At 49.2% G+C, this 14,258-nt stretch carries 9 protein-coding genes; 4 read left to right on the plus strand and 5 right to left on the minus strand.

What is annotated here, in order from left to right:
- Positions 1 to 11 precede the first annotated feature (11 nt).
- Positions 12 to 1,022, plus strand: coding sequence for a GntR family transcriptional regulator (locus tag QFZ48_RS30450; RefSeq protein ID WP_429065219.1), 1,011 nt, complete (start codon positions 12 to 14; stop codon positions 1,020 to 1,022).
- Between the two features lie 16 nt (positions 1,023 to 1,038).
- Here the strand turns inward: QFZ48_RS30450 and uxuA are convergent, their stop codons facing one another.
- Genes uxuA through QFZ48_RS30475 form a run of 5 tightly spaced genes read right to left on the minus strand, consistent with a single transcriptional unit; the run spans position 1,039 to position 9,816 of the window.
- Entirely contained in the window at positions 1,039 to 2,208 is a 1,170-nt protein-coding gene (uxuA, locus tag QFZ48_RS30455) for a mannonate dehydratase (protein WP_429065220.1), read from the minus strand.
- Positions 2,209 to 2,241: 33 nt separating this feature from the next.
- On the minus strand, positions 2,242 to 5,004 hold the full coding sequence (gene galB, locus QFZ48_RS30460; RefSeq protein ID WP_429065222.1) for a beta-galactosidase GalB: 2,763 nt from the start codon (positions 5,002 to 5,004) through the stop codon (positions 2,242 to 2,244).
- A 30-nt stretch (positions 5,005 to 5,034) separates the two neighbouring features.
- Positions 5,035 to 6,723, minus strand: a complete 1,689-nt coding sequence (locus QFZ48_RS30465; RefSeq protein WP_429065223.1) for a RagB/SusD family nutrient uptake outer membrane protein — start codon at positions 6,721 to 6,723, stop codon at positions 5,035 to 5,037.
- Between the two features lie 22 nt (positions 6,724 to 6,745).
- Entirely contained in the window at positions 6,746 to 9,328 is a 2,583-nt protein-coding gene (locus tag QFZ48_RS30470) for a SusC/RagA family TonB-linked outer membrane protein (RefSeq protein WP_429065225.1), read from the minus strand.
- Positions 9,316 to 9,816 (minus strand): carboxypeptidase-like regulatory domain-containing protein, encoded by a 501-nt coding sequence (locus QFZ48_RS30475; protein WP_429065226.1) that lies wholly within the window; start codon positions 9,814 to 9,816, stop codon positions 9,316 to 9,318. The genes QFZ48_RS30470 and QFZ48_RS30475 overlap by 13 nt, the downstream gene beginning before the upstream one ends.
- Positions 9,817 to 10,132: 316 nt before the next feature.
- Here QFZ48_RS30475 and QFZ48_RS30480 point away from each other — a divergent pair, with 316 nt between their 5' ends.
- The 3 genes from QFZ48_RS30480 (at position 10,133) to QFZ48_RS30490 (ending at position 14,256) form a co-directional block, all read left to right on the plus strand.
- Positions 10,133 to 11,173 (plus strand): LacI family DNA-binding transcriptional regulator, encoded by a 1,041-nt coding sequence (locus QFZ48_RS30480; protein ID WP_429065227.1) that lies wholly within the window; start codon positions 10,133 to 10,135, stop codon positions 11,171 to 11,173.
- Positions 11,174 to 11,328: 155 nt separating this feature from the next.
- Complete coding sequence (locus QFZ48_RS30485) at positions 11,329 to 13,479, plus strand: alpha-glucuronidase family glycosyl hydrolase (protein ID WP_429065229.1); 2,151 nt, start codon at positions 11,329 to 11,331, stop codon at positions 13,477 to 13,479.
- 27 nt (positions 13,480 to 13,506) lie between these two features.
- Entirely contained in the window at positions 13,507 to 14,256 is a 750-nt protein-coding gene (locus QFZ48_RS30490) for an SDR family NAD(P)-dependent oxidoreductase (RefSeq protein ID WP_429046974.1), read from the plus strand.
- The last annotated feature ends 2 nt before the right edge of the window (positions 14,257 to 14,258 follow it).

Consider the following 14,258-nt stretch of genomic DNA (forward strand, 5'->3'; position numbering starts at 1 on the left):
CATCGCAACATATGAAGTCAATTATTTCACTCGATCACACTTCCGAGGCCCCCAAATATCAACAGATCATACAATCTATTATCAATGCTATCGACAACAACCAGTTAAAGATCGGTGACAGGCTCCCTTCTGTAAACCAGGTGAGCGACAACACCGGCATTGCCCCTAAAACCGTTATGCAGGCCTTCCGCAGCCTGAAACAGGCAGGACTGGTATCAGCGGTGCAGTATAAAGGATTTTTTGTAGCCAGCACAAATACACAATCGAGGCACAACATCTTTGTATTGTTCAACAGCCTGACGGCCTATAAAGAAGAAATATATGAAAGCATTAAAAACACGATAGCCGGCAAAGGCACAGTGAATATTTACTTCCACCATAACAACGTGGCATTGTTTAATACACTGCTGGCGCAAAGTAATGGCAAATACACGGCGTACATTATTATGCCTATTAAAGATAAAGACATTGCTGCTTCATTAAAGCAACTGCCGCAGCAGAAGGTTTATATTCTTGATCTTGGTTACCGCGACTGGGGCGCCAGGTATCCTTCTGTTTGCCAGTATTTCCATGAAGATATTCACCAGGTGTTGCAGCAGCACTTAACAAAGATCCGTCGCAAGTACAACAAGCTGGTCCTGGTAATGGGGCCTGCCTTCTATAACCTCAAACAAATTGAGAATGGCTTCCGGCGGTTCTGCCGGGAATCCGGTCTCCCCTCAGCGGTGGTTACACATGTTGGCAATAAGCCACTGGCAACCGGGGAACTATATATACTGGTACACGACGGGGATCTTGTGCATCTTGTAAAACGGATCACCGCGTTATCCTTTAAGCTTGGAAAAGATATTGGCATCATTTCCTATAATGAGATCCCCATTAAAGAAATTGCCGCCAATGGTATCGCCACCATTTCCACTGATTTTACAAAGATGGGGACCGATATCATTAACATGGTGCTTAATAAAAAGAAACAGCATTTAAAAAACCCCTGCAAACTGATAGAGCGCCCCTCGTTTTAAGATACGAAGCAGCGCATTACAGCTGGAGCACACGGGCTAGACCGGTTTGCAGCCCCCGGAGTTCAGCAAGCCCCTTCAATCGCCCTATGCAGGAATAACCCGGATAGGTGGTCTTGTTCAAATCGTCCAGCATCTGGTGGCCATGATCAGGCCGTACCGGCAGGGAAATATTCCGCTGTTGCATCAGCAGTAATAATTCACGCACTATAGTCACCATATCAGCATCGCCATCTAAATGAGCTGCCTCAAAAAAGTTCCCGGATTCATCGCGCCGGGTATTGCGCAGGTGAAGAAAATGGATGTGTGCGCCCAATCGTTGAATGATCCCGGTAAGATCGTTACCCGGCCGTACGCCCAGTGAGCCGGTACAGTAACACAGCCCGTTTGCCGATGAAGGAACCGCCTTCACTATGTCCAGCAAATCCGCTTCCGAGCTCACCACGCGGGGTAATCCCAACACAGCATACGGCGGATCATCCGGGTGTATGGCCATCTTCAGCCCCAGTTGTTCTGCTACCGGCACCACTTCTTTCAAAAAATACATTAAGTGCTCCCTTAATGTGGCGGCGTCGATATCTTTATATGTTTCCAGCGCTGCCAGAATTTCTTCCGGCGAAAAGCGCCCGGTGCTGCCCGGCAGCCCCAGCAACGCATTCCGGAATACTTCGTTTTGTTGTGCTTCGGTATGCGCATACATCCATCTTTCCGCTGCTTCAATTTCAGCGGCGCTGTAATCCTTTTCTGCCTGATTTCTTTTCAGCATAAAAAGATCAAAGGCTACAAAAGCGGCACGTTCATAGTAGAGCGCTTTACTTCCATCGGGCATGGTGTAGCTGATATCTGTACGAACCCAGTCCAGCACCGGCATGAAGTTGTAGGTGATCACCTGAATACCGCAGGCGGCAAGGTGTTGCAAACTCTTCTTATAATTTTCTATATGAACCTGGTAATGGCCACTGCGCCGTTTTATGTCCTCACTTACGGGCAGGCTCTCCACCACCGTCCAGCTCATGCCTTCGGCTTCAATGAGGGATTTCCGCTGCTGAATTTCTGCCACCGGCCACACATCTCCCACCGGGATGTGATGCAACGCGGTAACAACACCGGCACAACCAGATTGCCGGATGTCTTTTAAACTAACGATATCATGCGGTCCAAACCAGCGCATGGTTTCATGCATTAACATAGCGATTCTATTTTACTCAAGAAATGTTGCCTACTATGGCGCGTTTAATATCACCTGTGCCGGCGTTAAGCCGGGTGATTGCGCCGTTACTTTTATCGGTCCCGTTGTTCCCGGCTTTGCGCGGACAATGACCATCGCCAGCTCGTTAAATGCTTTTCTTACTGTAGAAGAAAAAGATTGCAGGTCGGCCGGATCACCGTTATCGGTGGCGACAATTTCGCCTGGTCCGGATACTTCAAAGCGGATCCGGTTGCCGGCCCGCGGTACCAGTACACCTGCGCCGTCGAGTACACGGAGGGTGATAAATGAAAGATCTTTTCCGTCGGCGCGTATGTTATCCCGGTCGGCGATCAGCTGCAACTGCGCCGCCTCACCGGCTGTTCTTACCGTGTCGGCAGCCCATACCGCGCCGTTTTTGTAGGCCACCACGCTTAGCACACCGGGTTTATAAACAACACTGTCCCAGCGGAGGCGATAGGTATAAGGACCTTTCTTCTTTCTGCCCAGGGATACTCCATCCAGGAACAGCTCCGCTTCGTCTCCCGATGTAAACACATGTACCGGGGTGATGGCGCCCACGCGCTCCGGCCATGTCCAATGCGGCAGGATATGCGCCATTTTATAGTCTGGCCGCCACCGGGATTGATACAGGTAAAAGCGGTCCTTTTTAAACCCGGCCAGGTCTACAATGCCGGAATAAGAACTACGTGCGGAATAATAGGGCGTGGGTTCTCCAAGGTAATCAAAACCCGACCATACAAATTCGCCGGCTACATAAGGATGCTTGTCCTGCGATGCAAATACTTTATCGGGCGATGCACCAAATGCAGCCGTATAAAGCTCATAGGCGCTTACTTGTTGCAGCTTACCGCTGCCGCCCGTTCCTTCACCAACAGGCGCACTGATCCCCTCAAAAACCGGAAATAAATACGTGCCCCGGGTACTCAATGCGGAGGCGGTTTCACTGCTGAAGATCATTTTACCGGGAAATTGCTGTTGAAAGGCGGGATAAAGCGGTGATGTACGGATGCCCTGCAATTGCTGATAGGCAGGCGCATCGCGTATTCCTTCTCCCTGGTAATTCAAACTCAATATATCCATTACAGCGGGAAAAGGCATTCCCGGCTTTGCATAGTTCATAGATGCGGTGGCCGGCCTGGTACTATCTTCTTCCTTTACAATATCATACAGCTTTTTTGCAATCGCGGCTCCCTGTTCCGCTGTATACTGTTCCCCTACTTCATTCCCAAAGCTCCAGGCAATCACCGAAGGATGATTCCTGTCTCTCCTGATAAAAGCCCTGGTATCGGGTTCATACCAGTCGGGAAAAATCAGGTGGAAATCCAGCGGTGTTTTTTTCCTTTCCCAGTTATCAAATATCTCATCAATTACCAGGAAGCCCATCCGGTCTGTTAAATCCAGCAGCTCCTGCGCCGGTGGATTATGCGCCAGCCGGATGGCATTGCAGCCAAGTTCCCGGAGTATTTCCAGCTGTCTTTCTGCTGCCCGTACATTAAACGCCGCGCCTAATGCGCCCAGATCGTGGTGCTGGTTAACGCCCTGTACGCGAACAGGCGCGCCATTTACCAGTAGTCCTTTTACCGCATCGAATGTAAGTGCTCGGATACCAAAACCGGTGCGATATTCATCGACCGGCTTGCCGTTGGAGATGATATGTGTAACCGCTGTATAAAGATTGGGGGTTTGCGTTGGCGGCGGCCCCCACAGCTGCGGATGTTGCAGTATCACGGAACCTGCTGACTTGTGCGTGGCGCCGGCTTTCAGGATAACCGCTGATGCAGGTATGGTCGCTACTTTTTCCCCGGCAGTGAAGATGTCCGTGATTACTTCGATCTGCTGCTCATGGTCCGATTTATTGCTGACCTGAACCACCACATCAACAGTAGCAGATGAGGCAGAAACATTTTTAGTGGTAACAAATGTTCCCCATTGTGCCACCTGCACCGGGTTTACTTTCGTGAGCCACACATTGCGGTAGATGCCTCCGCCGGGGTACCAGCGGGCTGAATTAGTGGGATTGTCCAGCCGTATTGCCAGTTGATTATCCCCGCCGGGATTGATATAAGGCGTGAGATCCAGGCGGAAGGAGTTGTAGCCATAAGGCCATCCACCTACCAGGTGGCCATTCAGCCAAACCATGGTGTAAGACATGGCGCCATCAACATCCAGGTAAATAACTTTTCCTTTATCGGCAGCAGGGATATCCAGTTTCCTGCGATACCAGGCCACTCCGTGAACAGGCAGCCTGCCCATTCCACCGCCGACGATGGCATCGGGCTCGCTGTAAAACGGTCCTTTGATGGCCCAGTCGTGCGGCAGTTGTACGGACTCCCAGTTATGATCGTCGAAATTGTTTTGCACAAACGGAAAATCAGCGCCGGGTTTGCCTTGCGGGCGCTGATGTTGTTTGGCAGGATCGGCAATAAAATCATTGCCGGAAGGCAGTATCCAATTCTTTAATACCTGCGAGGAGGCATTCACTGCCACCGATTCAGTTGGCCTTGAATCTGCTACCACATTATCGTTCCGGTCGGTCACCTCGGGGCGCACATCATAGATCAGTTTATCCGGCTCCCCGGTATACCGGAAAAATTTCCAGTCGTTGTTGATGCTAATCTGCTCTCTGAGCGACGTTGATTCCTGGCGTACGCTGTTTGCATCCTGCACTAACCGGGCGCTTTTACAGCTGCTCCCGGTCCATGAGCTGAATAACAGCATATAAACAGTGCCACGAAACACATACCGGAACATCCCCGGCCATAAATTAACATGCATGTATCCAGGTTTATCTTCTTAAAAATACGACTAATTGTAACCCGGATTTTGCTCCAGTACGGCGCTTCTGTTTCTTTCAATTTCTCCCTGTGGAATCGCCCAGAGGTTAAAACGTGGTTCCATATTCGCCCCGTAAAAAGGATTATACTTTTTCACCCGGTCATACAGTTTACCTAAGCGCATCAGCGTCAGCATCCGTTTTTCTTCTACTCCCAACTCTCTTAATCTTTCATCCAGAATATAATCAATCGTCACATCTCCTGCCAGCACCGGTGAAGCATTGGCGCGTGAGCGCACTACATTTATATCTGCTGCGGCGGCGCCGGCATTGCCCAGGCCAAGGTAGGCTTCTGCTCTCAGCAAATAGGTTTCAGCCAGCCGGAAAATATACTGGTCGGCAAACGTGCCGCCTGCCGTGGCTTTCAACTCATACTTCTTGATAGGATCAGATGAACCCGGATTCACGTAGAGTGATGCGGGGTGATTAAACGGCGTGGTTGCCTTCGACTGATACGGATAAAACACCCTTGAAGGAAAAGTGATGTTAGCACCCGGAGGAGGATTTTGTGTAGAAATTTTTTGTCCGAAAAACGGGCTTGCCGGGTTGGTAGCCACCACTTCTCTTACGAAATTGTGATTGGCATTCCGGATATCGTTATTAAAATCACTTTGCCATACTTCATCCGCAAAATGTTTTGAGGGCTGTAAAAAACCAACACCCCTGCCACCGGTATAATCGCCGATAGGCCATTGAAACAATGCCACTCCGTTCACCCGCATATCGCGGTACAACGGCACGTGTACGCGCTCCAGCTGGTAGTTGCCCGCCATGGCGGTGGACACGGCAGATCCTCCCTGCACATCTGTTTCAAGCTGCACTACCCAGATCGCTTCTGTATTGTTGGCAGTTTTCCTGTTTTGATTTTTTGCCTGGAACAGGTCCCAGTATACATCGCCGGGGGTAACGGTTGACCGTGAACCAAACCGGGTTTTCATCAGGTCGGTGGCGGGATCATCAATCACTACAGATGCCGCAGTTACCGCGTCCTGGAACTTACCGTTGGCGAGGCATACTTCCGCCAGCAGGTGCTGCGCAGCGAGGTTGGATGCTTCACCATCTTTCACTGCTGTTATCCCGGGCAGGTTAGCAGCCGCAAATTTCAGGTCGGCTGTTATCTGCGTCAAAACTTCCTGCTTTGTGGCCCTCACAAAATCAGTTTTCTCTCCTATTATTTCATTCAGCACCAGTGGCACACCGCCATATAAATATACCAGCGTTCTGTAACCCAATGCACGGAAGAACTTTGCCTTCGCTTCAAACATTACTTTGTTGGCATCGGACAGCTGCGAAGCAGGAATGCGGCTGATAATGGTGTTGGCTTCTGCCACAATTTTATACAGCTGGCTCCAGTGGTTATTGGTGAGCACCCCGTTTGATCCAAATTCTGCAGAAAGATTAGGATTACTACCTACCGCCACTTTCACGGCCAGATCTGTTCTGTATAGATAATGCATAGGCTGCCAGTCGCTGGATGTATAAAACTCGCTTCTAACCAACCCGTACAGGTTATTTACTGATGCATCAAAATCTTCCGTTGTTTTAAACGCATTGGAAGTACTGAGGAACGACAGCGCTTTTTCATCCAGGAAATCATGCTTACAGGAAGTCGCGGGTGAACAAAGCATTAATATGAGTGATATCCGATATAATGTCTTCATAAAAATATTTTTACAACGTGGATTAATAAACAATACTCAGACCTACGGTGAAACCTCTCAGAACGGGCCTTCCGCCGATGATCAATCCCATCGGATTACCGTCGTTGTCGTTGGCTTCAGGGTCCCAGCCTTCCCAGTTGGTCCAGGTGTAAAGGTTTTTACCGCTTACGTACAGGTTGATCGATTGTGCCTTGAATTTCTTCAGCAGCGAGGTGGCCAGGTTATAGGACAGCGATACATCCTGCAGTCTTACAAAGCTCCGGTCCTGGTACATGTTAGGTTCAATCTTCGCACGGGAGCCGGAGATATTCCTTGGATATTTACCCGTTGGATTGGAGGGCGACCAGAAGTCGATGCCCTGCAGGTTATTCACTCTTATGCTATTGTCTTCCCGGAAAAACGACGGGTTGTTATTGCCGAGGTATCCATCTTTACCGCCCTGCACTGAATTCAGGAATAAGGTGAGGGTAAAAGCTTTGTAGGAAAAAGTCTGCAATAAGCTCATGCGATAGGCAGGCTCCTGCCGGCCGAGAAATACCCTGTCGGCCTGCTGGGTAATATCATTGTCTTTGTTTTGATCTACGACCCTGACCGAGCCTACCGGGAAGCCTGGAATCCTCGTATCATTGAGCTGATAGATCCCATCTAATTTGTAGTCGTATATGGCCCTGATGGACTTGCCCACAAATAATGAACTTGACACCAGGTCGTCTTCTTTGCCATCTCCGTTGGCATCCACGCCTGTAAGCGTAACAATCTTGTTATTGTTAGCGGAGAAATTAAAGGTGGCTGACCATTTGAAATCCTTTTTATCTATGACGTTATAGTTTAAAGCGGCTTCAAAGCCAGCATTACGGATCTGGCCGAGATTCGTGTAAATATTGCTAAAGCCGGTAACGCCGGGGATAGCCACGCTGTACAACAAATCGTAGGTATTATTCCGGTAATAGTCTAAACTGCCACTCAGCCTGCTGTTGAAGGCAGCAAAGTCAACGCCCACATTCATTCCCTTTGTGCGTTCCCACTTCAGGTTATCGTTTCCTAAGGAGGCTACCTGCTGACCAAATGCGGTGGTGCCGCCATCGCCATACACATAAGCGGCGCTGGTGGTTACCCGTGCGATAGAAGTATAGCGCGATGTCTGGTTGCCTGTTACGCCGTAACCAGCGCGTAGTTTGAGGTAGTTAAACGGCGTTACGCCCTTCATGAAATTTTCTTCTGATGCTATCCAGCCGAGTGCCAGTACGGGGAAGGTGCCGTATTTATTATTCTTTGCAAATCCCGAAAAGCCATCGCGGCGCAGGATGGCGGTCAGCAAGTATTTATCCCGGAATTTATAGTTGACGCGCGCCATCTGGTAAGCCAGGTTTTCTTCCCATGCATCCGACTGTGCCAGCTGGATGTTGCCCTGGGAAAGGTTGTTGTAGCTAAGTGTCAGCCGCGGAAATCCTCTCGCTTCAGAAAGGGTGCTGTTGAACTTTCTTCCTACGGCGCCATATAATAACGTAGCGGTGATATCATGACTGCCAAAAGTTTTGGAATAAGTAAGAATATTATCAAAGGTATAGTCATAATAATCCTGGAACTCTTTGTAGGCTCTTCCTGTTTGTCCGGCATCATATATACTGGAAAAAAAGTGTTTTGATAAGCGGTAGTTGTTACCAAAGTTCATCCGGTAGTTGAGTCCTTTCAAAAACGGAAAATCTATATCCGTGTAGATATTGGCAAAATAGTAGTTTGTTCTGTCGTAGTCGTCGACGTTATAGGTGGTGAATGGATTTGGCTCCAGCGTATTCATAGGAAACGGTATCAGTTTACCGGAGGTATCATATGGAACGATGAGGGGCGTCATACGTTGCAGGCTGCCGAAAGACGGCTCTGCGCCATCCTGGTTGATAAAGGCTGCGGAGGACAGCAGGCCTACTTTCCACCAGGATAAAGGCCGTGTTTCGATGTTGGCGCGGATAGATTTTCTTTTAAACTTATCGTTGATGATAAAACCTTTCTGCTCTACCAGGCTGCCGGACAGTAAATAGGTAACGCGGTCGCCGCCGCCGGAGATGCTGAGGTTAGTTTCCCCGATGGTGCCGGTGTTGGTGCCTTCTCCAAACCAATCGTAGTTATTGGGCAGCAGTCCGCCTTGCGGGCTGCGGATACTGTTATCTGCTACATCTTCAATTTTGAAGTTGGGGTTAGGTGTTGTATAGTCCGGACCCAGGTAAGCTTTATCGTAAAATGCTTCTTTCAGATAGTTAAGATATCCTTCGCGGTCGTATGGTTTCAGGTTGCCGACGGTTGGGTACTGGTTGGTATAGGAAGTAGAAAATGCGATGCGTGGTTTCTGGTTGATCTTTCCTTTCCGCGAAGTAATCAGTATCACGCCGTTAGATGCCTGTGCGCCGTAAACCGCGGTGGAGCTGGCATCTTTCAATACATCAATGGTAGCGATATCATCTGGGTTGATGTAAGAAAGGGAGCCGGTGTATTGAATACCATCGAGAATGATCAGCACATTCTGGTTACCGTTGAGTGTTACGCGTCCCCTGATGGAAATGGGCGGGGTGCCGCCGGCAACGGTAGCGATACCTACGTTTAACCCTGGCACGGTTCCTGCAGGTACTGACCGATATTGGTGTTGGGCGCTTCACGCAGTGTTTCCAGGTTTACGCTGGCAACGGCGCCGGTTAAGTCCTTTTTTCTTTGCGTTCCATATCCTACTACTACTACTTCTCCGATATCCTTTGTAGCGGCGGTGAGTTGCACTTTTATGGTGGTGTTGTCTTCCACCCGGATTTCCTGGCTGGCGTACCCGATGCTGGAAATAATAAGGACAGCACCTTTGGCGGCTACCAAAGAAAATTCACCGTTGGCATTAGTGGTTTGTCCTTTGTTAGTGCCTTTTATGGCTACGGAGGCGCCGAGAACGGGGTCGCCGCCATCGCCGGTAACGCGTCCGTGGATCGCTTTGTCCTGTGCCAATGAAAGGGGCGGCCTGGCTAAAAGACAGGCGGTAAAAAGAGCGATTGTCAATATGCGGCTGATTGACAGCCTGACTATGCCCGGTTTGTGCTTTAATTTTTCAGTTTTTTTCATAACGATTAATGTCGTTTAGACAATTAAAAAAATGGAAGAAAAGGAAGAGATGGAATTTGTCTATCGTGGTTATTCCTTTTTATTAAGCTATAAAGTGATCAGGGCCGCCCGCAAAAAGGTGAGCGCTATAGTTCTTGATTTTGGTTGATCATTCAGTTGTTTCATAACGGGCGTTTTGCGTAAAAAAATTGATCGCTGGCTGATGGTCAGGGTTTGTTCTGTGAAACGAATATAAGAAAAAATCAGATTTACGTAACCGATTGCATTTTTTTATTCAGAAAAAGTTCATTTCCTTTGAGAAACAAGCTGTACTAAAATGTCAGAGGACCGGGAAGTAACGATATACGACATAGCCAAATACCTGAATGTTTCTGCCGCCACGGTCAGCAGGGGGTTGAAAAACAATCCCATGATCAGCAAAAACACCCGGAAAAAGATCGTAGAGGCTGCAAAATCGCTTGGTTATCAATCCAATACATTTGCGAGTAGTTTAAGAAGCAGGCATACGCATACGCTGGGCGTACTGGTACCGCGACTGAACAGTCACTTCATGTCGTCGGCATTGGCCGGTATGGAAAATGCCGCCAACCGGCATGGTTACAACCTCATTATTGCGCAATCGCTGGAAGATGTGGAGAAGGAAAAACGCAATGCGGCTACCATGTTTAATAAAAGAGTGGATGGACTCCTCATCTCACTTTCCTCCAATACACAGGACATTAACCACCTGGAGCCCTTCTTCAAACGAAAAATACCGGTCGTGTTCTTCGACCGCGTGTTCCCTCATGAGGAAAGCACCTCCGTTGGCATCAATAACCAGGAAGCGGCCTATAATATTACCAAACACCTGATAGGACAAGGCTGCAAACGGATCATGCACCTGGGAGGAAATTTGCTGCGGAACGTTTACCAGGAAAGGCTGAACGGCTACAAGCAGGCGCTCCACGACCACCACCTCACCTTCAGCAAAAAGCTTTACTTAACCAGCACGCTTTCAGAACAGGCAGGAACAGATGCCGCCAGGTATATCCTGGACCTGCCCGCCGGCGAACGTCCGGATGCGGTATTTTCCGCCAACGACACGGCCGCCGTATATTGCATGCTGGCCCTTAAAGCCGCCGGCCTGCGTATCCCGGAGGATATTGCCTTCGCCGGCTTTAATAATGATCCCATCAGCCGGGTGATTGAGCCCAACCTCACTACCATGGACTATTCCGGCAACAGCATCGGGGATACCGCCGCTACCTATTTAATTAACCACCTTAAAGGGATCAGCAACCTGTATACCACCGATGCCATTACACTCCGCGCGGAAATGGTGATCCGGGCTTCCTCCCTGAAAAAATTACCTGAATAGGTTTTTTTTTATGATATTTACGCAACCGATTGCTAAAATAGTGCGTAAAAAGCGGCTATTTGCGTTATTTTGGAACCGTTATGAAAGAATTATTCCACGATGATGATGAGCTATTCCGGTAGCTTTATCAGCAACATAAAATAGTTATTGCCGGTATGAAAAAACTCACGTTATTGATAGGATGCCTCTGCTGTTTTCTCATCACAAAAGGAGAAAACGGATATGATCTCTGGCTGAGATATACACCTGTTGCAAATAAAACATTGCTGCAATCCTACCGCGAAAATATTACCACCATCATCACCGGCAGATCATCCGCTACAATGGATATTGTAAGCAATGAACTGTCGGCAGGCTTGTCGGGTTTGCTGCACACCACCATCCCTCACGGCGCTGCCATTAACCGCAACGGCGCTATCATTGCTGGCACTCCCCGCTCCTCTTCCCTGATCAGCAACGCCGGGATTTCCATACCGCTGCAACAGGCCGGTGAAGAAGGATTCGTTATTATCTCTAAAATACTGAACGGTAAACGTTGCATCCTCATCAGCGGCAACTCGGAAAAAGGAGTGCTGTATGGCACGTTTCATTTCCTGCGCCTGCTGCAAACGGAGCAACCCATTCAGCAGTTAAATATCATTTCCGCACCGAAGATCCGGCTCCGGATGCTGAATCATTGGGATAACCTGGACCGGACTGTAGAAAGGGGCTACGCGGGTTCTTCTATATGGAACTGGCATACGCTGCCTGGTTATATTGATCAGCGTTACATCGATTATGCAAGAGCCAATGCATCCATAGGCATTAATGGTACCGTAGTAACCAACGTAAATGCGAATGCCCTTGTGCTCACCAAACCTTACCTGGAAAAAGTAAAAGCATTGGCGGATGTGCTCCGGCCTTATGGCATCAAAGTATATCTCACCGCCAGGTTCAGCGCGCCTATGGAAACCGGCGGACTAAAAACCGCCGACCCGCTGGATACGTCCGTTAAGCGCTGGTGGCAGGAAAAAATAAAAGAAATATATACCTATGTGCCGGACTTCGGCGGCTTCCTGGTGAAGGCCAACAGCGAAGGACAACCCGGTCCGCAGGATTACAAACGCACCCATGCCGACGGCGCCAATATGCTCGCAGATGCCATCGCTCCTTTTAAAGGCGTGGTTATCTGGCGCGCATTTGTTTACAGTCACGAGAACCCGTTAGACCGCCATAAGCAGGCCTATGATGATTTTGTTCCACTGGATGGTACCTTCCGGTCAAACGTATTGGTACAGGTGAAAAACGGGGCGATTGATTTCATGCCGCGGGAACCTTTTCATCCTTTGTTTGGCGCCATGCCTAAAACATCCTTGATGATGGAGTTCCAGGTAACGCAGGAATACCTGGGTCAGGCTACCAGCCTGGTATTCCTGGCGCCGTTGTTTAAGGAAACGCTGGAGAGCGACACCTACGCTAAAGGCAAAGGCAGTACCGTTGCTAAGGTAATCGACGGCAGCCTGGATAATCATTCCTTAACAGGCATGGCCGGTGTGGCGAATATTGGCAATGACATTAACTGGTGCGGTCATCCGTTTGCGCAGGCCAACTGGTATGCACTTGGCCGCCTCGCGTGGGATCATACTTTGTCCAGCGAACAGGTTGCAGACGAATGGCTGCGGATGACCTACTCCAATAATCCTTCATTCCTGAAAGCCGCCTCCCGCCTGATGCTGGAAAGCCGCGACATCATTGTACAATATTCCAATCCCCTGGGCCTGCATCATATTATGGGTACCAGCCACCATTACGGACCTGCGCCCTGGGTAAATAACCAGCAGCGCCCGGAATGGAATCCCGTTTATTATCACAAGGCAGATAGCGCGGGCATAGGCTTTGACCGTACTGCTACCGGCAGCAATGCCCTTGCGCAATACCAGCCGGCAGCGCGGGCGCAATGGGAAACCAGGCAAACCTGCGATGAAAAATACCTGTTGTGGTTCCATCATGTGCCCTGGAATTTCCGGATGAAAAGCGGCAACAGCCTATGGGAAGAACTATGTTATCAATATTATAAAGGGGCTGAACGCGCCGGGAAAATGCAGGATACCTGGAAAAGTTTACAGCCATTTGTAGATCCACAAAGATTTGAACAGGTAACCATGTTGCTGAAAATTCAGCAGGAAGAGGCGATCTGGTGGAGAAATGCATGTATATTGTATTTTCAGACCTTCAACAAAATGCCCATACCGGCGGCGTACGAACAACCAGGCAAAACACTGGAGTACTATAAAAGCCTGCGGTTCCCGTTTGCACCGGGTATTTAACCACAGCATATTAAATCAACGAAGAAGATGACATCAACAAAAAGAAAATTAGCGATTGTAACAGGCGGCGGTTCAGGGATTGGCCTGGCCATCGCCGAAAAGTTCGTGGAACAGGGAATCGAAGTGGTGATTGCAGGAAGAAACCAGGAAAGACTGGATGCCGCCCAACAAAAACTCGGCGCGCACTGTCATGCTATCAACTGTGACGTAACCGACCTTTCGGCCATTCCCGGTTTTATACAAACAGTGATTGACAAGTACGGCCCCATAGATATACTGGTGAACAACGCGGGCACCAACATGAAAAAGGATTTCACGGAAGTAACAGATGAAGAGTTTCAACAGGTAGTCCTTACCAATCTTACAGCCGTTTTCACGATGAGCCGTGAGGTTGTCAAAAACATGTTGCAGCAGCAGGCTGGCTGCATCATCAACATCAGCTCCATGGCTGCCCAGTATGGCATCCCAAAAGTGATTGCCTATTCTGCCAGTAAAACGGCTATCGACGGCATGACCAGGGCAATGGCTGTTGAGCTGTCGCCCAAAGGCATACGGGTGAATGCCATCGCACCCGGGTTTATTTATTCCGACATGACGGCAAAAGCGTTGGACAGCGATCCGGAAAGAAAAGCAAAGGTATTTGGCAGAACACCGATGGGGACGATGGGACAGCCAGCCGACATCGGCGAGGCGGCCTGGTTCCTTGCCAGCGATGCGGCAAAGTTTATTACAGGCGTGATATTGCCTGTAGATGGTGGAAACAGTATTGGTTTTTAACA

This window comes from Chitinophaga sp. W2I13 (genome assembly GCF_050434005.1).
In the GTDB taxonomy this organism is placed as follows: Bacteria; Bacteroidota; Bacteroidia; order Chitinophagales; family Chitinophagaceae; genus Chitinophaga.

Coding starts and splice junctions, on each gene's coding strand:
- QFZ48_RS30475 (WP_429065226.1), bottom strand. CDS start 9,816: ATGAAAAAAACTGAAAAATTAAAGCACAAACCGGGCATAGTCAGGCTG.
- QFZ48_RS30465 (WP_429065223.1), bottom strand. CDS start 6,723: ATGAAGACATTATATCGGATATCACTCATATTAATGCTTTGTTCACCC.
- QFZ48_RS30485 (WP_429065229.1), top strand. CDS start 11,329: ATGAAAAAACTCACGTTATTGATAGGATGCCTCTGCTGTTTTCTCATC.
- galB (WP_429065222.1), bottom strand. CDS start 5,004: ATGCATGTTAATTTATGGCCGGGGATGTTCCGGTATGTGTTTCGTGGC.
- QFZ48_RS30450 (WP_429065219.1), top strand. CDS start 12: ATGAAGTCAATTATTTCACTCGATCACACTTCCGAGGCCCCCAAATAT.
- uxuA (WP_429065220.1), bottom strand. CDS start 2,208: ATGTTAATGCATGAAACCATGCGCTGGTTTGGACCGCATGATATCGTT.
- QFZ48_RS30490 (WP_429046974.1), top strand. CDS start 13,507: ATGACATCAACAAAAAGAAAATTAGCGATTGTAACAGGCGGCGGTTCA.
- QFZ48_RS30480 (WP_429065227.1), top strand. CDS start 10,133: ATGTCAGAGGACCGGGAAGTAACGATATACGACATAGCCAAATACCTG.